The 26981-nt window shown below is 64.9% G+C and carries 19 protein-coding genes and 2 pseudogenes; 8 read left to right on the top strand and 13 right to left on the bottom strand.

Annotation, left to right across the window (positions count from 1 at the left end):
- Positions 1–8 precede the first annotated feature (8 nt).
- Positions 9–1649, bottom strand: coding sequence for a peptide ABC transporter substrate-binding protein (locus ABD243_RS04700; protein WP_344362619.1), 1641 nt, complete (start codon positions 1647–1649; stop codon positions 9–11).
- A 292-nt stretch (positions 1650–1941) separates the two neighbouring features.
- A complete protein-coding gene (locus tag ABD243_RS04695; RefSeq protein WP_344362615.1) occupies positions 1942–3768 on the bottom strand; it encodes an ABC transporter ATP-binding protein in 1827 nt (608 codons plus the stop codon).
- Between the two features lie 79 nt (positions 3769–3847).
- Here ABD243_RS04695 and ABD243_RS04690 point away from each other — a divergent pair, with 79 nt between their 5' ends.
- Complete coding sequence (locus ABD243_RS04690; RefSeq protein ID WP_116767313.1) at positions 3848–4477, top strand: PH domain-containing protein; 630 nt, start codon at positions 3848–3850, stop codon at positions 4475–4477.
- A 27-nt stretch (positions 4478–4504) separates the two neighbouring features.
- Here ABD243_RS04690 and ABD243_RS04685 read toward each other — a convergent pair whose 3' ends face one another.
- The 5 genes and pseudogenes from ABD243_RS04685 to ABD243_RS04665 form a co-directional block, all read right to left on the bottom strand.
- Entirely contained in the window at positions 4505–5635 is a 1131-nt protein-coding gene (locus tag ABD243_RS04685) for an ABC transporter permease (protein WP_344363113.1), read from the bottom strand.
- Positions 5636–5661: 26 nt separating this feature from the next.
- Entirely contained in the window at positions 5662–7203 is a 1542-nt protein-coding gene (locus ABD243_RS04680; protein WP_116767311.1) for an ABC transporter permease, read from the bottom strand.
- A gap of 177 nt (positions 7204–7380) precedes the next feature.
- Positions 7381–9162: an ABC transporter family substrate-binding protein gene (locus ABD243_RS04675; protein ID WP_116767310.1), complete on the bottom strand. Its 1782-nt coding sequence runs from the start codon at positions 9160–9162 to the stop codon at positions 7381–7383.
- A gap of 483 nt (positions 9163–9645) precedes the next feature.
- Positions 9646–10012, bottom strand: a pseudogene (locus ABD243_RS04670) (cupin domain-containing protein).
- A pseudogene (locus tag ABD243_RS04665) lies at positions 9995–10405 on the bottom strand (IS110 family transposase); the annotation flags it as partial. The pseudogenes ABD243_RS04670 and ABD243_RS04665, both read right to left, overlap by 18 nt.
- A gap of 432 nt (positions 10406–10837) precedes the next feature.
- Here ABD243_RS04665 and ABD243_RS04660 point away from each other — a divergent pair.
- Positions 10838–11752, top strand: coding sequence for a DMT family transporter (locus ABD243_RS04660; protein ID WP_344362610.1), 915 nt, complete (start codon positions 10838–10840; stop codon positions 11750–11752).
- A gap of 384 nt (positions 11753–12136) precedes the next feature.
- Here ABD243_RS04660 and ABD243_RS04655 read toward each other — a convergent pair whose 3' ends face one another.
- The gene (locus ABD243_RS04655; protein WP_344362607.1) at positions 12137–13426 is read right to left on the bottom strand and encodes a PucR family transcriptional regulator; all 1290 of its coding nucleotides are present in this window, start codon (positions 13424–13426) and stop codon (positions 12137–12139) included.
- A 198-nt stretch (positions 13427–13624) separates the two neighbouring features.
- On the opposite strand from ABD243_RS04655, the gene ABD243_RS04650 reads away from it, so the two are divergent.
- From ABD243_RS04650 to ABD243_RS04640, 3 genes are read left to right on the top strand one after another with little or no spacing between them, the layout of a single operon-like run.
- Positions 13625–15196 (top strand): FAD-binding oxidoreductase, encoded by a 1572-nt coding sequence (locus tag ABD243_RS04650; protein ID WP_344362605.1) that lies wholly within the window; start codon positions 13625–13627, stop codon positions 15194–15196.
- Positions 15197–15221: 25 nt separating this feature from the next.
- Positions 15222–16676: a carotenoid oxygenase family protein gene (locus tag ABD243_RS04645; protein WP_344362603.1), complete on the top strand. Its 1455-nt coding sequence runs from the start codon at positions 15222–15224 to the stop codon at positions 16674–16676.
- Positions 16677–16718: 42 nt separating this feature from the next.
- Complete coding sequence (locus tag ABD243_RS04640; RefSeq protein ID WP_344362601.1) at positions 16719–18194, top strand: aldehyde dehydrogenase family protein; 1476 nt, start codon at positions 16719–16721, stop codon at positions 18192–18194.
- A gap of 136 nt (positions 18195–18330) precedes the next feature.
- On the opposite strand, the gene ychF is transcribed toward ABD243_RS04640, so the two are convergent.
- The gene (gene ychF / locus ABD243_RS04635; protein ID WP_091249401.1) at positions 18331–19416 is read right to left on the bottom strand and encodes a redox-regulated ATPase YchF; all 1086 of its coding nucleotides are present in this window, start codon (positions 19414–19416) and stop codon (positions 18331–18333) included.
- A 230-nt stretch (positions 19417–19646) separates the two neighbouring features.
- On the opposite strand from ychF, the gene ABD243_RS04630 reads away from it, so the two are divergent.
- Entirely contained in the window at positions 19647–20885 is a 1239-nt protein-coding gene (locus ABD243_RS04630) for a DNA recombination protein RmuC (RefSeq protein ID WP_116767309.1), read from the top strand.
- A 39-nt stretch (positions 20886–20924) separates the two neighbouring features.
- Here the strand turns inward: ABD243_RS04630 and ABD243_RS04625 are convergent, their stop codons facing one another.
- Together ABD243_RS04625 and ABD243_RS04620 are read right to left on the bottom strand one after the other, a co-directional pair.
- Complete coding sequence (locus ABD243_RS04625; protein WP_091248953.1) at positions 20925–22013, bottom strand: 4-hydroxy-3-methylbut-2-enyl diphosphate reductase; 1089 nt, start codon at positions 22011–22013, stop codon at positions 20925–20927.
- Between the two features lie 9 nt (positions 22014–22022).
- A complete protein-coding gene (locus tag ABD243_RS04620) occupies positions 22023–22883 on the bottom strand; it encodes a hypothetical protein (protein ID WP_344362597.1) in 861 nt (286 codons plus the stop codon).
- 246 nt (positions 22884–23129) lie between these two features.
- Here ABD243_RS04620 and xseA point away from each other — a divergent pair, with 246 nt between their 5' ends.
- Positions 23130–24416, top strand: a complete 1287-nt coding sequence (gene xseA, locus ABD243_RS04615) for an exodeoxyribonuclease VII large subunit (protein ID WP_344362595.1) — start codon at positions 23130–23132, stop codon at positions 24414–24416.
- 158 nt (positions 24417–24574) lie between these two features.
- Positions 24575–24805, top strand: coding sequence for an exodeoxyribonuclease VII small subunit (locus ABD243_RS04610; RefSeq protein WP_116767306.1), 231 nt, complete (start codon positions 24575–24577; stop codon positions 24803–24805).
- Positions 24806–24830: 25 nt separating this feature from the next.
- On the opposite strand, the gene ABD243_RS04605 is transcribed toward ABD243_RS04610, so the two are convergent.
- Positions 24831–25685 (bottom strand): PPK2 family polyphosphate kinase, encoded by an 855-nt coding sequence (locus ABD243_RS04605; protein ID WP_344362592.1) that lies wholly within the window; start codon positions 25683–25685, stop codon positions 24831–24833.
- 70 nt (positions 25686–25755) lie between these two features.
- Positions 25756–26976 (bottom strand): pyridoxal phosphate-dependent aminotransferase, encoded by a 1221-nt coding sequence (locus tag ABD243_RS04600; RefSeq protein WP_091248941.1) that lies wholly within the window; start codon positions 26974–26976, stop codon positions 25756–25758.
- Between the last annotated feature and the right edge of the window lie 5 nt (positions 26977–26981).

Here is a 26981-nt window from a genome sequence, read left to right as displayed (position 1 = left end):
CTCAGGTGTTACTTACCGGTGATGTTGTAGTACAGCGGGACGCCGTCCCAGCCGTAGTCAACGTTGGTGACCTTGTCGCTCCAGCCGCCCTGGGCAACCTGGTACCACAGGGGGATGGCCGGCAGGTCGTTCAGGAGGATTTCCTGGGCCTTGTTCATGGCCTTGTTGCCATCGCTGACGGACGAGGCGTTCAGGCCGTCGGAGACGGCCTTGTCGAACGTCGGGTTCGCGTAGTTGGCGTCGTTGGAGCCGGCTCCGGTCTTGTAGATCGGGCCGAGGAAGTTGTACAGCGACGGGTAGTCCGCCTGCCAGCCGGCGCGGATGGAGCCGGTGAGGGTCTTGGCGGTGGCGTCGTTGCGGGCTTCCTTGAAGGTGGAGTACGGCTTGCCTTCAACCTTGATGCCGAGGGTGTTCTTGAGCTGGTTGACAACAGCCTCAACCCACGCCTTGTGTCCGCCCTTGTCGGCGTTGTAGGCGATGGTGAACGTCTCGTTGGGGTCCCACTTCTGGATGGCGTCGGCCTTGGCCCAAGCTTCCTTGGCCTTGGTGGCGTCAAACCTCAGGTTGTCAGCACCCGGGATCGCGTCGCTGTAGCCGTCAAGCACGGGAGCGGTGAAGTCCTTGGCGGGCTGGCGTGCACCGTTGAAGATCACCTTGGTGATCTCGTCGCGGTTGATCGCCATGGAGATCGCCTGGCGGCGGAGCTTTCCGGCGTCGCCGCTCCACTCCGGCAGGTATTCCGGGATGGCGATGGTCTGGTTGCCGGCGTACGGCTTGTTGATGGTGCGGTCGCCGAGGTCAGACTTGAAGTTCTTCAGCGCGCTGGTCGGGATGGTCTGCAGGATGTCCAGGTTGTTGGACAGCAGGTCCTGGTAGGCGGCGTCGTCGTTCTGGAAGATCTTGAAGGTCACGCCGGCGTTCTTGGCCTTGCGCGGGCCGTTGTAGTCCGGGTTCGGAACGAGCTGGATCTGCACGTTGTGCTGCCAGCCGCCGTCCGCAAGCTTGTAGGGGCCGTTGCCGACCGGCTTCTCGCCAAAGCCCTTCGGGTCCTTCAGGGCGCCGGAGGGAACCGGAACAAACGCGGTGTAGCCCAGGCGAAGCGGCCAGTCGGATTCCGGCTGCTTCAGTTCGACGGTGAACGTCTGATCGTCAACGACCTTCAGGCCGGACATGGTGTCGACGGTGGAGCCTTCTGCGCTGGCCTCGTCGTAGCCCTTGATGCTTTCGAAGAAGCCTCCGCTGAGCTGTGCGTTCTTTGCTGCGGCCCCGAAGTTCCAGGAATCGACGAAGGTCTTGGCCGTGATGGCCTCGCCGTTCGTGAACTTCTGGTCCTTCTTGATCTTGATGGTGAAGTGCTGGCCGTCCTTGCCCTCGATGGACTCGGCGAGCTCGTTGACCGGCTTGCCGCTGGGGTCGTAGCTGACCAGACCCGCGAAGATCATGTCGATGACCTTGCCGCCGCCGACCTCGTTGGTGTCGGCCGGCATCAGGGGACGCTGGGGTTCGGAGCCGTCGGCGAGGATCACTTTGCTGGTGTCGCCGCCGTTACTGCCGCTACCGGTTGCGGAGCCGCTGGCACCGCATCCGGTCAGGGCGAGGGCGGCGATAGCCACCATGCCCAGTGCTTTGGAAGTGCGCGAAAAACGCATTCCGCCTCCTATGAGTTGTGGGAGTTCGTGAGGGAAAAACTTGTGCTTCCCCGAAGGCAGGCACAGGGGTATCCCCTGTGACGTGGCCTACATAAGGAAGTAGCCTAGCCCCAAAATGTCCAAATGTTGGAACTCCGTTGCCAAACCGTGATCCGACAACCTCATGACTGCTAGCGTCACGCGCAAAGTATTTCAAGTCACACGCTACCGGCTGGTAGTATTCGCCCGAAGTGTGATCCGGGTTACTCCGGATTAACTCGAAGTAGGCGGTTTTCAGCCCCGGGGGCACACCTTAGCTGGCCCCCGAGAGCAGCTGCGCGCGCAGCTCGCGGCGCTCGCGCTGCTTGTCCGGATCCGGCAGCGGAACCGCGGCCAGAAGCCGCTGGGTGTAGGGCTCCTGCGGGTTGCGCAGGATCTGGTCCCGGGTCCCCTGTTCGACGATTCTGCCGCGTTGCATGACGCAGATCCGGTCCGCGAGCACGTCGACCACGGCGAGGTCGTGGGTGACGAAGAGGCAGGCGAAGCCCAGTTCCTTTTGCAGGTTCTGGAAGAGATCGAGCACCTTGGCCTGGACGGAGACGTCCAGGGCCGAGGTGGGCTCGTCGGCGACCATGAGCTTCGGCTTGAGCGAGAGTGCGCGCGCGATCCCGACGCGCTGTTTCTGGCCGCCGGAGAGTTCGTGCGGGTAGCGGTTGCGGTAGTCCCGCGGAAGCTCGACCTGGTCCAGGAGTGCCTCGATCCGGTGCTGCAGCTCGGCGCCCTTCGCGACCCCCGCGAGGAACATCGGCTCGCCGATGCTTTCCCCGATGGGAAGCCTGGGGTTCAGGGACGAGGACGGGTCCTGGAACACCATGCCGACATGCCGGCGCATCTCGTGGAGCTGCCGGCCGTTCCTCTTGGCGGCAGAAATGTCCTGCCCGACGACGCGCATGGTGCCCGCCGCCACCGGCAGCAGGCCGACGGCGGCGCGGCCAATGGTGGTCTTGCCCGAGCCCGACTCGCCGACCAGGCCGACCACCTGCCCGGGGTAGATGACGAGGTTGGCGCCCTCCACAGCCCGGAAGGCCGGCACCCGGCCCTGCTTGGGGTATTCGATGGCGACGTCGTTGAGTTCCAGGACCGGCTCACCCTTTGGCTTGGCGGCCTCGGCCGCGGCCAGGGCAGCGGCGTTCTCCCGCTCCCGCCGGATCAGCTCGTCTTCCGGAATGGAGAGGATCTCGGCGTGGGTGGCGGCGGCGAGGGCGGCAGTGACATCGACGTCCGACACCGAATCCGAACCGCCCTGGCCCAGGTGCGGAACCGCGGCCAGCAGGGCCTGGGTGTATTCGTGCTGCGGGTTGTGGAAGATCTGCGCCGCGGTGCCCGTCTCCACGATGAGTCCCCGGCGCATGACGGCGATCCGGTCGGCGAGGTCGGCCACCACGCCCATGTCGTGCGTGATGAGCACAATGGCGCTGTCCAGCTTGTTGCGCAGGTTGCGCATGAGGTCAAGGATTTCGGCCTGGACGGTCACGTCGAGGGCCGTGGTGGGCTCGTCCGCAATCAGCAGCTTCGGGTCGCAGGAGAGCGACTGCGCGATCATGGCGCGCTGGCGCTGCCCGCCGGAGAGCTGGTGCGGGTAAGACCGGAAGGCTTTCTCGGGATCGGGCAGTTCGACAAGTTCCAGCATGCGCAGGGCCTTGCGCCGCGCTTCTTCCGGGGAAACTTCGTTGTGCAGACGCACAGTTTCCACAATCTGCGACCCCACGGTGTAGACCGGGTTCAGGGCCGTCATCGGCTCCTGGAAGATCACCGCGACGTCCTTGCCGCGGACGGCCCGGATATTGGCCTCATTGGTTCCCAGCAGCTCCCGGCCGGCGAGCTTGACACTTCCGGTCACACGGCTGTTACTGGGCAGCAGGCCCAGCAGCGCCATTGAACTGGCACTCTTTCCGGAACCGGACTCCCCCACGATGGCGAGCACTTCGCCGGCCCGCACCTCGTAGTTCAGGCCGATCGCAGCCGGGACCCATTTCTTGTCCACGCCGAAATCCACGCTGAGGTCCCGGACCTCCAGGACGATTTCCCCCTTGCCGTGCGCGGGTGCCGCCGGCGGATCGAGGGTAATGAAGTCAGTCATGATGGGGCCATCCTTCCGCCCGAGCCGCCGGTGCACCGGGAATTAGTGCTGCGGCTCGGAATACTGAATTATTGGGGGCATGAGCACTGCGCCGCACGCCGGAAATGTTGAAGTCTTCAAGGCACGGACGAACAAATGGTTCGCCTGGCTGTCGTGGACGGTGGCCGCGTTCGGTGTCGTCGCCACGGTTGTCATGGCAGGGCCGGGAGCGCTGGCGGGCGTCGCCCCGCTGGCCTTCATTGCGTTCATGGGCTGGCAACTGTTCTGGATGCCGTCCGTGGTGGTGCACGATTCCGGCGTCACCCTGGAAAATCCGTTCCGCTCGATCGAGGTTCCGTGGGCCGCGCTGGTGCACGTTGATACCCGCTTTGCACTCACCCTGGTGACGGCCCGGAAGAGCTACGTCTCCTGGGCCGCGCCCGCTCCCGGAATCTGGGGCGGTCGCAATGGCCGCCCGGAAGACCTCCACGGCCTGCCGGCAACCACCTACGGACCCGGCAGGTCGGTCCGCCCCGGCGACCTGAAGACCACGGACTCCGGCCAGGCCGCCATGCTGGTGCGGGCACGGTGGCATGAGCTGGTGGAAAGCGGACAGCTCGCCGCAGACGACGCTGCCGCCACCGATGCGACCGTCACCGTCCGCTGGGTGGCGATTGGCGCCGTCGTACTGCTTCTGGCGGCGAGCTACCTGGCGGTTACCGCCGGCTAGCGCGGACCTGCCGCAGGGGGCCGGCATCTACTTGCCCTGTGTTCCGTCGGCAGGTCCGTCGTACCGTGATCCCTCGGGCCCGGATTGCTCATACCCGGGACCGTCGGGGGCTGTGACAGCACTTGCCTGCACGGCAGTCCCCCTGTGGTCCACCGCCTTCTTGGCGTTGAACTTCTTCTGCCGCGGGTCAAAGGCATCGCGCAGGCCGTCGCCGATGAAGTTGATGCTGAGGCAGATGAGCACGATAAACATGCCCGGGAACCAGAAGAGCCAGGGCCGGGTGGCGAAGGCCTGCTGGTTCTGCGAGATGAGCAGGCCCAGGGAAGTGTCCGGGGCCTTGACGCCGACGCCGAGGTAGCTCAGTGCCGTTTCGGTGAGGATGGCCGCGGACATCGTCAGGGTGACGTTCACGATCAGCACGCCGACGGCGTTGGGCAGGATGTGCTTGAAGATGATCCTGGCATTGCTGGCGCCGGAAATCCTGGCCGCATCCACGAACTCGCGTTCTCGCAGTGACAGGAATTCGCCGCGCATCAGGCGGGCCAGGCTCACCCAGCTGATCAGGCCCAGGAAGATTCCGAGGGCCAGGACGCCGTTGGTGCTGGCGAAGGAGGCGAACCAGCTCCCCTGGTCCCGGCGGCCGGCGAGCTGCGCCATGACGGCGGCTAGCAGCAGGGCCGGAATGATGATGATGACGTCAGTCACGCGCATCAGGATGGCCTCTGCCCAGCCCCTGAAGTAGCCGGAGATGGCACCGACCACCGCGCCGATCAGGCCCGCGATGAGGCCGATCACGAGCATGATGGTGATGGACTGCTGTGCGCCCCGCATGGTCATGGCGAACAGGTCCCGGCCGATCCTGTCCTGGCCAAACGGATGTTCGCCCCAGGCCAGGGGCCACAGCGAGGACGTCGGTGCGCCGTCGTTGACCAGCGGGGAGACTTGCTCGTGGGTGTACTTCCACCAGCCCGGAATGCCCAGGTAGCCCACCGAGGTGAAGGCCATGACAAAGATGAGGGCGAAGACCACGAGGCCGATGATGGCGCCGGAGTGCCCGAGGAACCGCTTCCGGACGATCTGGCCCTGGCTGAGGCCCTTTGCCTCGAGGACCGGCTCAATTCCTGCCGCGGCTGATATCCGCGAGCCGTCTTCGGCCATGATTACTTCCTGCTGACTTGGCTGGCTCATGATTTTACCCTTACGCGCGGATCCAGTGCGGAGTAGGCCAGGTCCGCAATCAGATTGAAGACCATGGCCGTGATGGCGACGCAGATGAAGACGCCCATGACCGGGTTGGGGTCGACATGAGCGATCCCGTCCAGGAAGAGGAAGCCCATGCCACGGACCGAGAAGACTGTTTCGGTGATGACTGCACCGCCGATCAGTGCTCCGATATCGAAGGCGACGATCGTGGCGATCGGGATCAGGGCGTTACGGAAGGCGTGGCGCATGACGACGGTCCGCTCGCTCAGGCCTTTGGCCCGGGCCGTGCGGATGTAGTCCATGTTCATGATTTCCAGCATCGACGCGCGGGTGAACCGCGTGTAGCTGGCCAGCGAGATGAGGATCAGGGCCAGGGTGGGCAGGATCAGGTGGGTGAAGGAGTCAAGGCTCAGGACCCAGAAGTCACCCTCAATGTTCGGTGTGCTGGCACCGATAGTGGCGATGGGCCGGCCGCGCACACGGCTGTTGTTGAAGTAGCTGGGCCAGGCCTGCATGTAACGATCCAGCAGGATCAGGAAGCCGACCAGGAAGGAGGTGATCGCCGCGGCCCGCATGGACTGCCCCCGGTCGTAGCCCCCCACCACGTAGCCGATGCCCATGCCGATCAGGACAAAGGCGACCGCCAGGATCACGATCATGAGGAACGTCGCATCGTTGAGCAGCGGCTGCAGGACGAAGTACAGCACGACGCCGACGCCGACGGAGATCAGGGCCGACTGAAGGGCCTTGCGGTTTTTCAGTCCGGCGGAGAGCAGGGTGACGGCGAAGGCGATGCCCGCACCGGCGATGGCGATGATCACTGGACCGAGGCCCGGGGTCTTGAACCATTCGGTGGCGGAGAAGTAGATCAGCACCGCGGTGACGAAGGCGAAGACGATGGCACCGGTCAGCAGCCGACGCTTCATGGCCCCGCCCGCCGCGACCGTTGTCAGCGCGCCGGCGACGACGCCGATGCCGAGTGCCGTCGGCAGCGGAACCTCGGGGTTTCGCAGGAAGTTGTTGAACCCGATGGCGCCGAATTCCTTGAGCAGGACGGCCACCCAGAAGATCGGCAGGGAGAAGAACAGGAAGGCCATGAAGGTCACGCCGTAGTCCAGCGTGCTGTACTGCCGGAGCGCGGTGACGATGCCCAGGGTGATGCCGATCAGGATGGCAAGCACGGTGGCCCCGGTGACGAGCGTCAGGGTCTGCACGAGCGCGAAGCCGAGAGCCTCGGTGACGGGCTGGCCGGCGATGTTCTTTCCGAGGTCACAGGAGTTGGCGAACGGAACGAGGCACTGGACCGCGCCGCCGAACCACTTGAAATACCGCAGCGGGGCGGGGGTGTCCAGCTGCAGGAGCTCGGTTCTCGCGTCCATGAGCTGCTGCTTCTGCGGCGAGTTGCTGGCACGGAACTCCTCCAGGGGATCGCCGGACGCCGCTGTCAGGAGATACACGAAGTAGGATGCGCCGAGAAGTATGAGGGCGGCAGTCACAAGCCGCCGGAAGATGTAGGTCACCATTGGTATAGAACCTCGGAGTTCGGGCCCGGGGATTGCCCGGGCCGGTCGCGGAGTTTGGCCGGTTCCCGCCGATGTGGCGGCGGAACCACGGCATCGCCAGGGAGGTCGCCAGAAAGGCGCCGGGACCGAAAGCTGTGGTCCCGACGCCTTGCCAGCAGTGTTACTTGCGGTCGCGGGCTACTTCTGTGCCCATTCCCAGAAGTTCCACCAAACGCCGGTCTGGTTCGGCATGTACTTCACACCGGTGATGCGGTCGCTGTATGCGTCCACGCCAACCGACTGGAAGAGCGGAAGGCCGTAGGCCGAGTCCCAGATCATCTTGTCGATCTGCGTTACGAGGCCGTCCTGCTTGCTCTTGTCGGTGGTGACAATCAGTTCGTCCATCAGTTTGTCCGCTGCCGGGTCGCTGAACTTGTTGAAGTTGGAGTCGTTGCCGGTCTTGAAGATCTGCGGGACGCCGGACACGCCGACACCGGAGTTGCTCCAGCCGAAGATGGTGGCGTCGTAGGTGCCGTCACCGAGGGCCTTGCCCCAGTCGGACTTGCCGAGGCCGCCGTCAACGATCTTGAAGCCGGCCTTGGTGGCGGACTCGCTGATCAGGGAGAAAGCGTCGACACGGTTGGGGTTGTCCTTGTTGTACATGATGCGGACCGTGGGGGTGGCACCGTTGAGGAGCTTCTTGGCGCCGTCGATGTCCACGCCCTGGTAGGCGGAGGATCCGTTGTTCTTCACGGAGTCGGCATAGGGGGCCTGGTCCGGGACGAAGAGCTGCGAGTCAAGCGGAGCAGCCTTCGGGTCGAGCTTCTTGACGATCTTGTCGACGATGTCCGCGCGCGGGACGGCCTTCATGAACGCCTCACGGACGTTCTTGTCGGCAAAGGGGCCCGAGTAGTTCAGGTCGATGTGGTCGTACGCGAGCTGGTTGCCGACGTCGACCGTCACGCCCTGGCTCTCAAGCGCCTTGAGCTGCTCCACGGTGTCAGCGGACGCCTGCGGGGCGATGATGTCGGCTTCGCCGTTCTTGAGGGCCTGGACCTGGGCGGGGGCCTCACCGATGTAACGGACGGTGATTTCGTCGAGGTTGGGTGTCGGGCCCCAGTTGTAGTCCTGGTTCTTGACCATGGTCAGGGACTGGTCCTGGTTGACGCTCTTGACGATGAACGGGCCGTTGGAGAGGTAGAGGCTCGGATCGGCCGGCAGGGTCTTGGTGTCAAAGCCGGTGTTCCACAGGTCTGCCATGGCCTTGAGCTGAGCGTTCGCCGGCTTGGGGGCCTTGGCGTCGCCGCGGGGAGTGCCCTTGAGGAGGTCGACGAATGCCTTGGCGTCGGCCAGGCCCGCCTTCTTGGCGAGGACGTGGGCCGGGATGTCGACGCCGGGGCCGCCGAGGGCGATTTCCCAGTCGGCGAAGGGCTTGGAGTACTTCAGCGTCATGGACTTGCCGTCGTCGCTCAGCTCCGGGAAGTCGGTAAGCGCCAGGCCGGTGGGGTCACCGGCGTAGGAGAAGTAGGACGTTCCGGTCTTGGCGTCCGCATTGGCGTCGTTGTAGTAGCCGGAGAAGGCGGCCCACTGCAGCAGGAGGTCGGCCGAGGTCACAGGCGTGCCGTCTGACCACTTCACGCCGTCATTGATGGTGTACTTGACCGTCAGGGGGTCGTCCGAGACCTTTTCCATCTTGCCGAACTTCTCATTGCGGACGACGTTGAGCTTGTTGTCGATGTAGAAGAACCCTGAGTGCGTGGCGTAGCTGATCTTTGAGTTGATGTCAGTGTTTCCGTCAGCCGTGTTCGGGTTGAACGTGTTGAACGCGTTGACCTCGACTACGGTTGCCGATCCGCCTTGCTTGCCTGCTGCGGCCGCAGTTGACGGGGTTGTCCCGCCGCTGTTGCCTGCGCAGGCGCTGAGGGCGATGGCAGCTACTGCCGCCACGCCCACTGCTTTGGAAATACGACCCAAGCGCATTCCGCCTCCTTGTTTCTGTGGTGTGGGTGAGACCGGCGCCTACAGCGCCGGACAGACGTCCACACTCCCCCAGCGGCAGTGTGGGCCGTCTCACATGGCATGAAGCGTAAACCCCAAATGCGGCCAAGAGCCACCAAAGTTGACTCACTGTAAAGTTCGTTACCGAGCTGCAACATTGGACAGGCTCAGCAGGGCCATCGTTCCACAGAAACATTGACGGCCGGGATGGAAAAGATTAATAGATCCCGACACAGGAAAAGCCCCGATCCGAAAATCGGGGCCTTCCAGTTAATCCGCCTTTACTTGGCAGAATTACCGCACTGCCGGGCGGAGGACATCAGACGTTGAAGCAGAATTCGGCCACGTTCCGTAGCCGACTAACCTCTGCTCAACTGTCGTATGCGAGAGCTGCCCTAGATGCGGGGTGCCGTTTCGACGTGAGATGCGGACCTCAACTTTTCGGGCCGTGAATGGCGTAGGTGGTTAGAGGCCATTGTACTCGTCGTCTGTGATGTGTTCGCCCCAGGTGGTGGTCTTGGCCGGGTCCTCGCCGTCTTGCAGCATGGCGATGTGTTCCATGAAGGAGCCGGGGGCGGTGGCGTGCCAATGCTCCTCCCCCGGGCGGGGTGTAAGGCGTCTGGTCGGGATGGACTTCGATGATTCTTCCGTCCCGGGTACCGAAACGTCCTACGCCTTGGGTGACGCGCAAGTACTGGCCGTGCTAGTGGGAGTGCCAGGCCGTCCGCGCGCCGGGAGCGAAGCGGACGGTTGCGACGACCATAGTCTGGTTGCTCTCGTGGGGAAGAGCGATCGGATCCAGCCACACGTCGCCAGCGGTGAGGATCCGCAGGCCCGTTCTGATCTCGTCCCCGGCCCGTAGAGCTTGGAGGTCTTTGCGCATCCGGGCCTGGTCGGCGATGACGGCTGCGTCTTTCGCGTCTGTTTTGCCCTCTCCGCGGTAGAGCTTGGAGGCGTGGTGCACGATCCGGCCGGGGATGTAGAGGATGGTCTGGCCGTGGGCGACGAGGATGGCGATCAGAAGCGCGGGTCCGCCGTGGTTCAGGTCGGTCGCCCAGATGACGTCGTAGCCTTCGGCGAGTTTCAGTACGGTGGCGATGAGTTCGAGCAGGGCGGGTTCGTCGTTGGGGATTTTCTGCGAGAGCAGCCGGTTTCCGTCCGCGTCGATCACGACGCAGCGATTATGGGCTTTGTGGCTGATCCCTGCAGGCAAAGCTCCTCGCACCTACATAGCGGCCCAAAGGGCCAGAATGCAGCGACGCGGCCGCATACATATTGAACAGATCGATGACGACATTCTTCATGGACACGTCCAATGGGTACCCGAGTGCGACTCCAGGTCCGCTGTCCCGCTGCCGGAGTACCCGCCGGACTACGTGCCAATCCCGCTTCCGCCCCGGCCGACTCCGTCGCCAACTGCAACGCCCACGCCGGCAGACACCGTGACTTCGAGCCCGTCCGGGACGGCCGTCCCTTCCCCAACCGACTCACCGGCGGCCATGTCCATTCCTGCCCCTTGAGAAAAGCGGAGGGCGTTCTCACGCGGGAACCGGCCAGCTCAAGAAACTCTGGAAGGGCTTCGGGATCTTCGGGCGCGTTCACAGGAAGACGCTGAGACGGTGCGGTCAGCGCGGCAAGCCACCTGTAGGGTCGGATCATGATCCAGACTGTCGCCGTGCCGACCTTGTCGTCGTATCACTGGCTTGGCATCCCGATCGCCCTCGCCGGAGCGATCCTGCTGGCCCTCGGCACCCTCTTCCAACACAAAGCCGTAGACGAGCAGGGGCCCGCACCGGGGCGCGCAGCCGGGAGCATGGGCGGGGGCCGGTTGCAAGCCCTCCTGGGCAAACCGGCCTGGCTCGCCGGCACAGCCATGCTGGGAGCGGCAATCCTCCTGCAGCTCACGAGCCTGAGATTCTCACCCCTGATCGTTGTGCAGCCCATCGGGGCGGTCGCCCTTGTGGTCACCACCCTGGCTACCGCCAGAACGACCCGGAGGTCCCCGGGCCGCCGCGCGCTCACATCCGTGGCCCTGTGCATTGCCGGTGTGGGGGTGTTCGTTGCAGTCGCTGCAGTTTCCGCGCGGGATGTTGAAATCAACGACCGGCACCTCAGCACTATTCTGATACTGCTCGGCGCTGTCCTCGCCGCGCTCGGGACGGGTTTCGGTCTCTGGCGCCACCGCTGGGGCGCCGTCGTGTTCACGGCCGGAGCCGGGATCCTCTTCGGGTTTGTCGCGGCCCTGGCCAAAACCGTCATTGCCCGGCTCTTCCAGGGCGACTTCGAATGGCTGTCCCTGACCTGTCTGGCAGGGCTAATCATCGCCGCCCTGTTCGGGACATTCCTGGTCCAAAACGCCCACACCCGAGGGACATCCGAACTCGTCGTCGCAGGCCTGACAGTAATCGATCCGCTCGTCGCCGTCACCCTGGGCATTGCCGTCCTCGGTGAGGCCGACACAGCCCCGGCAGAAGCATTCATCGCATTCCTGCTTGCCGGCGCCACAGCCGTCGCCGGAGTCCTCCTGCTGGCCACTGTCAAAAAAGCACCGGCCAGCGCTACGGCCAAATAGCCCGGACCCGGCACAACTGTTTCAGAGTGGAGACTTTGATGCCTCTGGCCGGGCAGATCAGTGCGGTGTCTGCCACGGTCGGAGCCGGACCCACCTTGTGCGTTTCGCCGTCGGGCGTGAACGGAACCCTAAGGTAATGGCAACCGGGCATGGCCGCCGCGCGCTTTGCGGCCTCCTAATAGTGTCGTCCCGTGCCGGATCGCACACTCCTGAGATGCAGCAGTGAACTCGGTCTCTCGACCGCCGAGGGGGCCGAGGTCTCGCCAGACGTTAGAGCGCCAGTCTAAATTCCACCACGTTACGTAGCCGAGAACCATCACGTCAGGTGGATGTCGGCGCATACCTTGCGAGCAGGCATCCACCTCGGTATCTCCGCCCGCTCCGTCACTGCCCAAGCGCCGGGGCGTCCATTAGATGCGGGAACGCATGCGCCATCTCCAGCGCCGCAAGGGTCACCGCTGGGTTCTCGCTGATCGGCCGGCCGAGTAGCTCGGCGGCTCGTTTGACCCTGTACGCCACGGTGTTCGTGGCCAAATGCAAGGCTTGGGCTGCGGCGAGGCGGCTGCTGCCAGCCAGCAGGAAGTGGCGTAGCGTGTCGCGGACGTCGGTTAGTTTTTGATCTGTGCCCAGCAGGCCACCGAGCTGGACCTGCACGAATCTTGCGGCCCCCTGCGGGTCGGCAATGAGCAGGGCCAGCATGCCGGCGTCGTCGTAGTCCCAGAATTTCTGCCGCGGCGAAAGCCGTGCGACCCGCGCGGCCTGTTGTGCCTCAAAGTGGCTGTCCCGAAGACCGGCTAGCCCGGAGCCGGGCCGTCCGGCTGCGAGGTGGATCCAATCGGCACGTGGTACAGCACGAAGCACATTCGCCACTGAGGGATGCGGGCGTGTGTTGAACCCCCACCAGAAGAGCGTCGTGCCTTGGTACTCGACGGTCAGGAAGCCGGCGGCGCCGAGCGCCTGCGCCGCGTCGGTGCCGAATCGCTGGCGCGCCGCCTCACGGTCCGGGATGTGCCCGCTGGTGGCGGGCCAGGCCAAGGCGACCAGATGGTGCCTGCCGAGCCGGATGCCGAGAATGCGTTCGGCGTCCGCGCCGGGCTCTTCGCCGTCGAGGATTGCCGTGAGAACCCTCAGCCGTTCGGCTGGAAGCCTGCCATGCCACAGGGAGAGTTCGTCTTCGTAGCCGTGCATGAGGTCGCTGACGTAGGAGTTCACGTAAGAAAAAAGGGCTGCGTTGAGCTCCCGCACTTCAGCGACCATGCGGTCCGCTGGGACTTCGTGCTCGATGACGGCCAGCAGCGCATCCTGGACCCGGGTGTGGCAGGCCCAGACGGTGCGCAGCACGGACCCGATCGGGACGCCTTGCCGCACGGACAAACGCACATTTTCCTGAGCGCCGCGCGGAGCCACGATGTCAGCTGCCGCGGTGCCGCGGTGCAAACCGATCAAGGTTGTGAGGAGGGACGCTTCACAGCCCTCGCGCTCGGTACCGGTCATCATGCCGGGTGTCCCGGCGAGCCTGAAGTCCTCATCCACTTGGCGGACTATCTCCGCGGCAGCCTCGACGGCCCATGCCGTGGCTGGCGCGCCAATTTCCGTCTCGGCGCTGGCAATGATCTCCGGATCCGACGCCGGGCCATCCACCGCACCATCCCCTGTCGGGCGGAGACTTTCCATCCATTGCATCACTGTCACAAACCACCCTTGGTCTTGCCCACCGGAAGCCAAGTATAGGGATCCGTCGGGACGTCTTTGCTCCCAGGCGCCATACAAAGCGACTTTTCTTGCCGTCCGGCACCAAGAGCCAACCCTGTGTGCCACACCACACTTGAAGCAACCGGTGTTCGGAGTTGAACACCCGTCAAGCAACGGAGCGTGACACAGCACATGACAACATCCACCGAACTCAAATCTTCGCCGTCGGTCCTGACCCAGGCCATCGCCCGCATGACCGACGTCCTCGGCGCCGACGCCGTCCTGCTGGATGAGAGACAGGTCAAGGAGTTCCACGACCCCTACGAAGGCGCAGACGCCGGGGACTACCAGCCCTCCTTCGTGGTCCAGCCCTCCACCGTTGAGGAAATCCAGGCTGTGGTCCGGATTGCCAATGAACTGCAGATCCAGCTCTGGACCTCCTCCACCGGACGCAACTACGGCTACGGCGGCTCCGCGCCGGTGGTCAACGGCTCCGTGGTCCTGAGCCTGCGCCGGATGAACAAGATCCTGGAAATCAACGAAGCTGCCGGCTACGCCCTGCTCGAGCCCGGCGTGAGCTTCTTCGACCTCTACAACGAGATCAAGGCCCGCGGGCTGAAGCTCTGGATTTCCGTCCCGGACCTCGGTTGGGGAAGCATCGTCGGAAACACCCTCGACCACGGCTACGGCTACACCGTCAACGGCGACCACGCCAGCGCCGTCTGCGGCATGGAAGTGGTCCTCGCCTCCGGCGAAGTGGTCCGCACCGGCCTGGGCGCAATCAGCAATAGCCCCATGTGGCAGCGGCACAAACGCGGCTTCGGCCCCTCCCTGGACAGCCTGTTCATGCAGTCCAACTTCGGCATCGTGTCCAAAATGGGTGTCTGGCTCATGCCCGAACCGGAGGTATTCACCACCGGGGCAATCATCTGCCACAACGACGAGGACATCGCCCCGCTCATCGACGCGCTCCGCCCCCTCGTGCTGGATGGCACCATCCAGGGCCTGCCGCTGATCACAAGCTCACCGGAACCAGCGGACGGCCGGGCCAACCCGATGGAGGACACTGCCGGCATGTCGAAGGCGGCCAAGCTGTCCGCGACGCTGCCGCCGGGACGCTGGCACGCCCGCATTGCCTTCTACGGCCACGAAGCCATCGTGGAGGCGCGACGCCGCATTGTTACCGACGCCGTGGCCCACCTGCCCGGAGTCACCGTCGACCTACGCTCCTACCGCGGCGACGTCAGTCCCGAGGATGTTCACCCCCTGGACCTGGTCCCGGCCGGCATTCCCAACATGTTCCTGCTGGACATGATGAAGAAGCACATGGGCGAAAACGTGGGCCACATCGACTTCTCGCCCGCGATCCCGTTCGACGGCGAATCCGCCGCCAAACACGAGCTCATGGTCCGGACCATCCTCGAAGAAGCCGGACTGGTCGCGGGCTTCGGTTGGATCGCCAACACCCGCAGCCTCGTGGGCGCCTGCATGGTCTTCTTCGACGTGAACAACCCCGCCGAAGCGGCAGCCGCACACGCCGCCGTCGAACTCATGTGTCAAAAGGCTGCCGAATGGGGCTGGAGCGAATACCGCGCCCACCCCTCACTGATCGGGCACGTGGCAAAGAACTTCGACTTCAACGACCACGCCCTGAACCGCCTCTACACCTCCCTCAAGGACGCGCTGGATCCCGCCGGAACGCTCTCACCGGGCAACCACGGCATCTGGCCCTCCCCGGCCAAGAAATCCTAGAACTCCACCACCGAAAGGCACCACCATGTGGGAGACAGACAACAAATTCCTCAACGGCCCCTTCACCCCCTGGCACGAGGAAACCGACGCCTTCGACCTCGAAGTCATCGGCAAGATACCCGAAGACCTCGACGGAGCCCTGTTCCGAACCGGCTCCAACCCCAAGTTCAAGCCCCGCAACACAGACCGCTACCACTGGTTCGAAGGTGACGGCATGGTCTACGCAACATATCTCCGCGACGGCAAGGCCGCATACCGCAATAAATGGGTCATGACCGATGCGCTGAAGGTCGAGATGGAGGCGGGAGAAGCTATCTACTCCGGTTTCGTCAACGGCGGCACGGCCCCGTCACTTCCAGCCGGCGCCCCGCCCATGAAAAACGTTCCCAACACCAACGTCGGCGTCCTCGCCGACCGGCTGCTCGTCTTCTTCGAGGGCGGACTGCCGCACCAGATGAACCCGCAGTCCCTGGAAACGTACGGAACATATGACTTCAACGGCGATGTCCCATTCACCTGCACGGCCCACTACAAGCTCGACCCGGACACCGGGAACATGCTCTTCTACTCCTACATGGGGAACAACATCACCTGGTACGAGGCAGACCGGCACGGAAAGGTCCTCGACACCTTCGCCTTCAGCACCAGCGCCCCGTCGATGTTCCATGACTTCGCCGTGAGCAAGAACTACGCGATCTTCTTTGTAACCCCGGGGCTGTTCCTGGCACCCAATATCGGCCAGGGCAAGCCGGGCCTGGTGTGGGACCCCGCGGCCACGAACAACGGCGTCGAGATCGTGACCATGCACCGGACGACCCATGAAGTGCGTACCTACCGGGTCGACGAGACGTTCTTCCCGACCCACTTCTTCAATGCCTACGAGCGAGGCAACGAAATCGTCATTGAGGCTCCGCGCATCAAGGAGCGCTTTGGCACGCCGGCGGACCGCATCACCCGCCCTGTCGACTCCCACGAGTGGTTCATGAACGCAATTCCCTGGCGCTGGACCGTCAACACCGACACCGGACGCGTCACTAACCAGGCCACCAGCCACATCGCGGGTGAATTCCCGGCCATCAACCCGAACAAGGTCGGTCTGGAACACAAGTTCGGCTACTTCGCCACCACTCGTGGCCGGGATGCCGACACCATGAGCGACGGCCTGGCCAAGACGGACCTCACTAAGGAAACGGTCACGGTGATCGAGGGGCTGGATGACCTGACCAACCCCTCAGAACCGATCTTCGTCCCACGGACCGGGGCCGTGAACGAGGACGACGGCTACCTGCTCTCCATCTGGTGGAACCGCCAGACCGAGCTGAGCGAACTGTGCATCTATGACACAGCAGAATTCGGGCGTACCCCGCTCGCCCGGGTGAAGCTGCCCGGCCGCGTACCCTTCGGCTTCCACGGCAGCTGGTCAGACCGCGAGCAGATCGAAGACTCCCTCCGGGTCCTCGCCAGCGAACATGCCAACTAGTCCAGCCGCACGTCCCGCACATCTGAACAGGAGCGACACCCCATGACCACCTCCACCATCAAAGCACCGGCGAGATTCGCCGGGCAGGACACCACCCTCCAGTACATCGCCGGACAATGGCGTGAGGGTCGGTCCGTGAAGACACTCACCGTGACGAACCCTTATGACGACAGCGTAGTGACCACCATCCGCCAGGCCTCCGTCAACGACGTCGACGAGGCGTACCGCGCCGCCGAAGCAGCCCAGACCGGGTGGGCCGCCATGCCGCCGGCCGAACGCCAGAAGGTGATGCGCCGTGCAGCGCAGATCCTCGAGGAGCGACGCGAAGAGATAGTTGACTGGCTGGTACGCGAGTCAGGTTCCACCCTGCTGAAGGCCAACATCGAGGTCTCACTCGCCGTCGGCATCACCCAGGAAGCGGCCTCGTTTCCCACCCGCGTCCACGGCAGGATCTTCGACTCCAACACCCCCAACCGGGAGATGCGCGTTTACCGCAAACCGATCGGTGTGGTGGGCGTCATCAGCCCCTGGAACTTCCCCCTGCACCTGTCACAGCGGTCCGTCGCACCGGCCCTGGCCTTGGGGAACGCCGTGGTCCTCAAACCGGCCAGCGACACTCCTGTTACCGGCGCGCTCATCCTGGCACGGATTTTCGAGGAAGCAGGTCTGCCGGCCGGAGTGCTCTCCACTGTTATCGGCGCCGGATCGGATATCGGCGACGACTTCGTGGCCCACCCTATCCCAGGTCTGATTTCCTTCACCGGCTCAACCCCCGTGGGACAGAACGTAGGCACCGTCGCCACCAGCGGCAAACACCTAAAGAGGGTAGCTCTGGAGCTGGGCGGCAACGCCCCACTGGTGGTACTCGACGACGCCAACCTCGAAGCAGCCGTAGCCGCCGCCGTCCCTGGTGCTTTCCTGCACTCAGGCCAGATCTGCATGTCCGTCAACCGGATCATCGTCGAAGCCCCGGTCTACGACGAGTTCGTCACCCACTTCGCCGAGGCTGCCGCGTCGGTTGTATACGGCGACCCCGCCGCCGAAGGCACCCTGGTAGGCCCTGTGGTCAACGACTCCCAGCTTGCAGGACTCAAGCAGAAAATCGTCTGGGCCCGGGAGGCCGGCGCCCGCACCGTCGTCGAAGGCGAGATCAACGGTAGGGTCGTGCCCCCACACGTCTTCGCCGACGTCACGGCCGAGATGGAGATCGCACGCGACGAGATCTTCGGTCCCATGGTCGCCATTCTGCGAGCCGAGGACGAGACTCACGCCCTTCAGCTCGCCAACGATCACGTCTTCGGCCTCTCCAGCGCGGTCTTTACCCAGAACCTCGACCGCGGTCTGCAGTTCGCCCACAAGATCAAAGCCGGTATGACATTCATCAACGAGATGACAATCCAGGATGAAGCGCATGTGGCATTCGGCGGCCAACGCAATTCCGGGTTGGGTCGTTTCAACGGCGACTGGGCCATTGAGGAGTTCACCACCGACCACACAATCGGCGTCACCCGCCTCTAAACCAAGCGGGCACATACGAAAGTAGCCTGCCGGGACAAGCATGTCCGGGCAGGCTACTTTCGTGCTGCGCAGCCGTCGGTGAGGGGTACTGAATCAATTGGACATATTCAGGCAGGCGCCACCACCGGGTCAGGAACTATACATTAAATCTAAATTCGACGACGTCGCCGTCGGCCATGATGTATTCCTTGCCTTCGATCCGGACCTTGCCGCGGGCCTTCGCCTCGGCCATGGAGCCGGCCTCGATCAGGTCATCGAAGGAGACGACCTCGGCCTTGATGAAACCGCGCTGGAAATCGGAGTGGATCACGCCGGCCGCCTGCGGGGCGGTGTCGCCCTGCCGGATGGTCCAGGCGCGGGTTTCCTTCGGACCGGCCGTGAGGTAGGTCTGCAGCCCGAGGGTGTGGAAGCCTACACGGGCCAACTGGTCCAGCCCGGACTCATCCTGACCGTTCATTTCCAGCATCTCGCGGGCTTCTGCCTCGTCGAGCTCCACGAGATCGGACTCGAGCTTGGCGTCCAGGAAGATGGCGTCCGCCGGGGCCACAAGCGCGCGCAGTTCGGCCTGCTTCTCCGGGCTGCCCAGAATCCCCTCGTCAGCATTGAAGACGTAGATGAAGGGCTTGGCGGTCAGGAGGCCGAGCTCCTTGAGGTGCTCCATCTCCAGCTTGTCGCTCTTGATCGAGGAGAAGATGGTGTCGCCGCGTTCCAGGACGGCCTGGGCCGCCAGGATGGCTGCCAGTTCGGCCGCCTCGCGCTTTTTGATCTTGACTTCTTTTTCGATCCTCGGGATGGCCTTTTCGATGGTCTGCAGATCGGCCAGGATCAGCTCAGTGTTGATCGTCTCCATGTCGGAGCGGGGATCGACCTTGCCGTCGACGTGGATGACGTCCGGGTCGTCGAACACGCGGACGACCTGCGCGATGGCCTCGGCCTCGCGGATGTTGGCGAGGAACTGGTTGCCCAGTCCTTCACCCTCCGATGCGCCCTTGACGATGCCGGCGATGTCCACGAAGGACACGGCGGCAGGCAGCAGGCGCTGGGAGCCGAAGATGCCGGCCAGCTTTTCAAGCCGGGCATCCGGCAGGTTCACGACGCCGATGTTCGGCTCGATCGTGGCGAACGGATAGTTCGCCGCGAGGACCTGGTTGCGGGTCAGTGCGTTGAAAAGGGTTGATTTGCCGACGTTGGGCAGTCCGACGATGCCAATAGTAAGAGCCACGAGCATATATTCTACCCGCACAGGCTGGGGATCGCCGTGGCGGGTCCGGCAGGGGGTCAGGGCGGCCGGGCCGAAACCGGCAGGAGCGCAGTTCCGGAACGTTTCCGGGCGCCTTCCGGGCACCTGCCGGGTGCCTTCCTGGCGTCGTACGGGCGGTCTTACGGGCCCGTTCGGGGCGTCATCCGGGCGTCGGCGCTAAAACTGTCACAGGGGCGTGCAACAGTGAAGTCATGGATGCTTTTGCACTGATTCTTGCCCTGCTCATGCTGCTCACGGGCGCCGTTGCCGGCGCCGCCGTCGTTTTCGTTCTGCTCCGCCGGCGCTACCTCGCCGTGGAACAGGACTTCGACGGCGTATCGGCCCGGCTTTCGGAGGTCAGCGCGCAGTTCGCCGCCGCCGACGCCGAGCGGCGCCTTCTCGCGGCCCAGAACCGGGAGCTGGGCGAGTCCCGGAACCAGGACGGAAGTGTGCTCCGGGCGCTGGCACCGGTGGCGGAAAAACTCACGGCCGTGCAGCAGCAGGTCTCCCTGCTGGAACGCGACCGGCTGGAGCAGTACGGCCAGCTCGCCCAGCAGCTGCAGGAGGCCCGCCTGTCCGATGAGCAGCTCCTGCGGTCCACGCATGCGCTCGAGTCTGCCCTGCGGTCCAACAGCGCACGCGGCCAGTGGGGCGAGGTTCAGCTGCGTCGGGTGGTCGAGGCAGCAGGGATGCTGCGCCACGTGGACTTCCACGAACAGGTCCACAGCGGGCAGGCCCACAGCGCCGGGACGGACGGCAGCCTCCGGCCCGACCTCGTCGTGCAGCTGCCCGGAGATAAGCAGCTCGTCGTCGACGCGAAGGTACCCCTCGCGTCCTATCTCGCCGCCCAGGAGCTCGGCGCGGCGCCCGCGGGCCGGCAGGCCGCCCAGCCGTCCGGCAGCCAGCAGGCGCACCTCGCCGCCCACGCAAAGGCCCTCAAGGCCCACGTCGACGCGCTGGGCAACAAGAAGTACTGGGACATCCCCGGCAACTCCCCGGAACTGGTGATCTGCTTCCTTCCGGCAGAGTCCATTCTGGCCGCCGCCCTTTCGGCGGATCCGGCGCTGCTGGACTATGCATTGTCGAAAAACGTGGTCCTGGCCTCGCCCGGGAGCCTGCTGGCTGTTCTGAAGGCCGTGGCGTTCACGTGGCGGCAGGACGTGTTGACGGACAGCGCCCGGGAACTCTTCGAGCTCGCCCGGCAGCTCTACGACCGCATGGGCACACTCGGCGAGAACGTCACCAAGCTGGGGTCCTCGCTGAAGACCTCGGTGGAGCGGTACAACTCCATGGTCGGGACCCTCGAAGCCCGGGTCCTGCCCACCGCCAGGAAGCTGAACTCCCTCGAAGCCACCGGCTTGGTCACTCCCCCGGCCGTCGAGGTCACGCCGCGGGCGGTCGCAGCACCCGAGCTGCAGCCCCGTGACGAGTCGGAAGAGTCAGCGGCCTGAGCCGGGCCGGGTTCCGGGCCCGGGTTCTGGGCCCGGACCCTACGACTGCTCGGGGCGGGTGCCGCGGCCGCCGAGGGCGCGGGAGACATCGCCGGCCTGCTTCAGGGTGGCTCGGAGTTCCTTCGGCAGGGAGAAGAGGAGGTCTTCCTCGGCCGTGACGACTTCCTCGACCGATCCATAGCCGTAGTCGGCCAAGAGCCGCAGCACGTCCTTGACAAGCACTTCGGGGACGGAGGCCCCCGACGTCACTCCGACGGTGGCGACGCCCTCGAACCAAGCCTCGTCGACCTCGTTGGCGAAGTCGACACGGTAGGAGGCCTTGGCGCCGTATTCCAGCGCCACCTCTACGAGGCGGACGGAGTTGGACGAGTTGGCGGAGCCCACCACGATCACGAGGTCCGCTTGGGGGGAGATCTTCTTGATGGCCACCTGCCGGTTGGTGGTGGCGTAGCAGATGTCGTCGCTGGGCGGATCCTGCAAGGTGGGGAACCGCTCCTTGAGGAGGCGGACGGTCTCCATGGTTTCGTCAACGCTGAGAGTGGTCTGCGAGAGCCAAATGACCTTTTCCGGATCGCGGACCGTGACCTTGTCGACCTCGTGCGGGCCGTTGATGATCTGGATGTGCTCGGGCGCCTCGCCGGCGGTGCCTTCCACTTCCTCGTGGCCGTCGTGGCCAATCAGCAGGATGTCGAAGTCGTCTTTGGCGAACCGGACGGCTTCGCGGTGCACCTTGGTGACCAGCGGGCAGGTCGCGTCAATGGTCCGAAGGCCGCGGTCTTCCGCTGACTGGACGACGGCCGGTGAGACGCCGTGCGCCGAAAAGATCACGAGGGCGCCTTCGGGGACCTCGTCGGTTTCGTCAACGAAGATCGCACCCTTCTCCTCCAGGGAGCTGACGACGTGGACGTTGTGCACGATCTGCTTGCGCACGTAGACGGGCGGGCCGTAGTGCTCAAGGGCTTTTTCCACCGCGATGACTGCGCGGTCAACGCCGGCGCAGTAGCCGCGCGGGGCTGCCAGGAGAACCTTTTTGGGGCCGGCGACAGGGGCCGCTGCCAGAACGTCTTCCGGTGAACGCCGCCGGCGCGGAACGGATGGCATCGGAACGGATACAGCGGTGGAGGTCATGCTCCCATGCTACCGGTGTTCGAAGTTGCCCCGTTTGCGGGCCCCGGTCACGCGGACGGCAATTCCCGTGGCCAGCAGGGCCGCTCCGGCCACGGCGGCAGCGACGATCCACTGCCCGAAACCGGCTGAGCACGCCGCGACAAACTCGCTCTTGAAGAGCTCCGCAACATCGTTGCCGCTCGAGGTGGCGGCGACGGCTGTACCGGCAGCGTCGCTGGCAAGTTTCCATACCCCGGCGAGCACCAGCGCCCCGACGCCCATGCCTGCCAAAACGGCCCATCGGCGTCGGGCCGCAACGAACGCGATGACGAACGCGATGCAGGCGCCGACTGCGACGGCGTATCCCATCGGGGCGTAGACGGTGACCCGTTCGATGAGCTGGCGCTGGTTGGACTGCCCGATATGGATCAGCACCTGGCCGGGGCCCTCCAGCGGCAGGGTGGTTGCCTCAGAAACCTGACGTGCCACGAGTCCCACGAGCGGTGCCACATCAAGAGTCAGCGACGAGGTCACGTCCGCGTCCGGTGGCACCGTGCTGGGGTCGGCGAACGTCAGGCGGTGGCTCTTGCGCAACGTTTCTGCCCAGGCTTCGGAATAGCCGGGCAGCGCGGTCAGCGATTGTGCCGCGTTGTCCAGGACCGGCCGGGCAAGCTGGGTGAGGGCTTCGGGGATGTTGGCGCCTGAGGCCAGGGCGTCGACGGCGGCCGTGGCCAGCCGTTGCTGGAAGGCCGGGTCCTTGCCCAGCGGCGCGGTCAGGGCAACGAAACCGTCTTCCTGGACGATGTTCCGGTCCACCCACATGGCAGGAACGGCGACGGCGGCCATCAAGAGCCCGACGAGGGCGGCGGCAGCGGAGACAAAAGTGCGCAAGGGATTCCTAGGAGGTCGTTGGGGTCCCACCCATCCTATGGCGGTCCCGCGCATGACCATAAAGTCAGGCCCCGCTGGTAAAGCTATGGACAGTGAGGCTATGGATAGAGTTGAAAGCGATAACTTCCGGCTGCCGGCCGGCGCTCCCCGACGGGAAGCGGGTGCCGGCAGTCCCGCCCGGGCAAAGGACACGCGCGCATATGCACAAGGCATTCCACGAGGCACTCTCCGCCACGGAGCCCACGCATGCCTGAGGAAGCGGCGGCGGCCACCACGCTTCCGGCCACCGCGGCCCAGACCAGCCCGGACAATCCCTGGCCGCTGCAGTTGCTGTCCCAGAAGCTCAAGATGCATATCGACCGCGCACCCTCGGCTTGGGTTGAGGGGCAGGTGATCGAGCTGAACCGGCGGGGCAGCAATGCCTATCTGACGCTGCGGGACATCGACGCCGAGATCTCGTTGCCGGCGTCGGTCTGGACCACGGTCCTGGACCGCCAGGACGCCCCGCTGGAACGCGGGTCCCGGGTGGTGGCCTTGCTCAAGGCCGAATTCTGGCTCAAGACGGGCCGGCTGAACATGTCCGTGAAGGACATCAGGCCTGTGGGGCTGGGCGACCTCCTCGCCCGGATCGAGCGGCTGCGGCAGGCCCTCGCCGCCGAGGGGCTCTTTGCCGATTCCCGCAAGAAGCGGCTCCCGCTGCTCCCGCACCGGATCGGCCTGATCACCGGCCGTGATTCCGATGCCAAGAAAGATGTGCTTCGCAATGCTGCCCTGCGCTGGCCGGCCGTTGAATTCGAGATTCGCGAAGTCGCGGTCCAAGGCAACACCGCCGTCGCCCAGGTGATAGCGGCGTTGCGCGAGCTCGATGCCCATCCCGAGGTCGACGTCATTGTCATTGCCCGCGGCGGAGGCGCCCTCGAAGACCTGTTGCCGTTCAGCAACGAGGAACTCATCCGGGCGGTCGCGGACGCGTCCACCCCCGTGGTGAGCGCCATCGGACACGAGGCAGACCGGCCGATCCTCGACGATGTTGCCGACCTCAGGGCTTCGACCCCCACCGACGCGGCGAAGAGGATCGTTCCGGACGTCGTCGAGGAGCTTGCCCGGGTCCGGCAGGCGCGCGATCAGCTCCGCCGCGGGGTCGTCCGGCTCGTCGAACGCGAGGGCGACCGGCTGGCGTCCCTGCGCTCCCGCCCGGTGCTGCTGTCCCCCGACGTCATGATCACCCAGCGCCACGACGACGTCGAACGGCTCAAACTCCGCTCGCACTCGGCCATCAGCACAGCTGTGGTCCGGGCCGCGGACCAGCTGGTCCACCTCAAGGCCCAGGTGCGGGCACTCTCGCCGCAGAAGACGCTCGATCGCGGCTACGCGGTGGTCCAGCTCGCCGACGCCGGCGCAGCCCCCGGGACCCGCCGGGACGTCGTGCGGCACCCCTCGCAGGCGCCCGCTGGCACGGACCTGACGGTCCGGGTGGCCGGGGGCCGCTTCAGCGCACAGTCCACCGGCGGCCAGGTACCGGCCGAGGAGTGACCCGCCGGAGCGACTCCGCGGAGCGACTCTGCAGAGCGCATCCCCGGGCCCCGGAACAACCCGACATTGCTGTCAGCAGACACGGCAATCATCAGACATTGCACTAGCCAGATTTCGCACAAAACCAGACCCCGCACTAACCAAGGAGCACCATCCGCATGGCAGCAGAATCAATCCCCAACGCCGACATCGAGGCCCTCAGCTACGAGGACGCCCGCGAGCAGCTGGTCGGCGTGGTCGGCAAGCTGGAAGCCGGCGGCGCCAGCTTGGAGGAGTCACTCGCGTTGTGGGAGCGCGGCGAGGCGCTGGCCAAGCGCTGCGAACAGTGGCTCGAAGGCGCCCGCAAGCGGCTCGCCGCGGCCCGCGACCAGGCCGTGGAGGAGAGCTAGGAATCCGCCCCTGAGAGACCGCAGTTCAGGACCGCAGCACCAATTCGCGTTCCATGTCGACGTCGAGGTCCGGAACCGGCCACTGAAGTTTCAGGCTCTCGAGGGCTTCCAGGAGCAACTGCTGCACGGCGATGCGGGCGTACCATTTCTTGTTGGCCGGCACCACATGCCACGGGGCCAGCTCGGTGCTGGTCTTGTCGAAGGCCTTCTGGTAGGCGTCCATGTAGTCCGCCCAGAAGGCCCGCTCCTTCAGGTCCCCGCCGCTGTACTTCCAGAGCTTGGCGGGGTCGTCCAGACGGGCCAGGAGGCGCGCCTTCTGCTCGTCGCGGCTGATGTGCAGCATCACCTTGACGATCTTGGTCCCGGCCCCCGTCTGCCGTGCTTCAAACTCGTTGATGGCGCGGTACCGGCGCTCCAGCTCCTCGGGGCTCGCCCAGCGGTGGACGCGGTGAATCAGGACGTCCTCATAGTGGGAGCGGTCGAAGACCCCTACCATCCCGGACGCAGGCACTTCCTTCTCAATCCGCCACAAGAAGTCGTACGACTTTTCCGCCTGGGTGGGTGCCTTGAAGGACTTCAGCTGGACGCCGTGCGGATTCATGGCGCCCATGACGTGGGTGACGATGCCGCCCTTGCCGGCAGTGTCCATGGCCTGCAGGACCAGCAGGATCCGTTTGGTGCCGCCGAACCGGGACTCGGCGAAGAGCTGCTCCTGGAGACGGGCGAGTTTGTCGTCCAGCCTGTCCAGCAGCTCCTCGCCGTCGGGCTTCTCGCCGGCGTAACCGGGGGTCGAGTCGGGGTCCAGCGCCTTCAGGCTAAAGCCCTTCCCGACCTTCAGGAGTTTCGAGGGGTGGTCATCGAATGTCGCGGAGCCTGCCATCAACGCCTCTTTCCGGTTGGCGCAGCGCGGGCCGCGGGGGCGAGTGCCCCATTGCGCTGCTGACCGAAGCCTAGTTCCCCTTGTACCGGCTCAGGAAGTCCGCCATCCGGTTAATCGCTTCCTCGAGGTCCTTGACGTTGGGCAGCGTCACCATCCGGAAGTGGTCAGGCCGGACCCAGTTGAACGCCCTGCCGTGGGAGAGGAGGATCTTCTGCTCGCGGAGCAGGTCCAGGACGAATTTCTCGTCGTCGCGGATGTGATAGACCTCAGGGTCCAGCCGCGGGAACAGGTACATGGCACCGCGGGCTTGCTGGGTGCTGACGCCCGGGATGGCGTTGAGCATGTCGTAGGCCTTGTTTCGCTGCTCCAGGAGCCGCCCGCCGGGCAGGATCAGGTCATTGATGCTCTGATAACCGCCGAGGGCGGTCTGGATCGCGTGCTGCGCCGGAACATTCGCACAGAGGCGCATGTTGGCGAGCAGGTTGATGCCCTCAAGGTAGTCCGCCGCGGCCTTCTTCGGCCCGGAGATGGCCATCCAGCCGGCCCGGAAGCCGCAGACCCGGTAGGCCTTGGAGAGCCCGCTGAAGGTCAGGCACAGGACGTCGTCGCCCGTGAGCGAGGCGAGGTTTACGTGCACGGCGTCTTCGTAGAGGATCTTCTCGTAGATTTCGTCGGCAAAGAGAACCAGCCCGTGCTTCTCGGCGAGGGCGACGATCTTCTTCAGCGTCGCCTCCGGATACACCGCACCCGTGGGGTTGTTGGGGTTGATGACCACGATGCCCTTGGTGCGCGGCGTGATCTTCGCTTCCAGGTCCTCGAGGTCGGGCTGCCAGCCGGACTCCTCGTCGCAGAGGTAGTGCACGGGCTTGCCGCTGGCCAGGGCGACCGAGGCAGTCCACAGCGGGTAGTCCGGGGTAGGGATCAGGACTTCGTCGCCGTCGTCGAGCAGGGCCATGAGCGACATCGTGATGAGTTCGCTGACGCCGTTGCCCAAATAGATGTCATCAACGTGGATGTTCTGGATCCCGCGGGTCTGGTAGTACTGCGAGACCGCGGTGCGGGCGGAGAAAATGCCGCGGGAATCGCTGTAGCCCTGGGCATGCGGCAGGTGGCGGATCATGTCCACCAGGATCGCGTCCGGCGCTTCAAACCCGAACGGGGCCGGGTTTCCGATATTCAGTTTGAGGATCCGGTGACCCTCTGCCTCCATCTGCTGGGCGGCCTGAAGAATCGGTCCACGGATGTCGTAAAGGACATTATGAAGCTTGGTGGACTGCTTGAATTCTGCCATCCATC

The organism is Arthrobacter humicola (genome assembly GCF_039531445.1).
Taxonomy (GTDB): domain Bacteria; phylum Actinomycetota; class Actinomycetes; order Actinomycetales; family Micrococcaceae; genus Arthrobacter; species Arthrobacter humicola.
The sequence above is the reverse complement of the archived record's forward strand: the minus strand, read 5'-3'. Positions and strand labels throughout refer to the sequence as shown.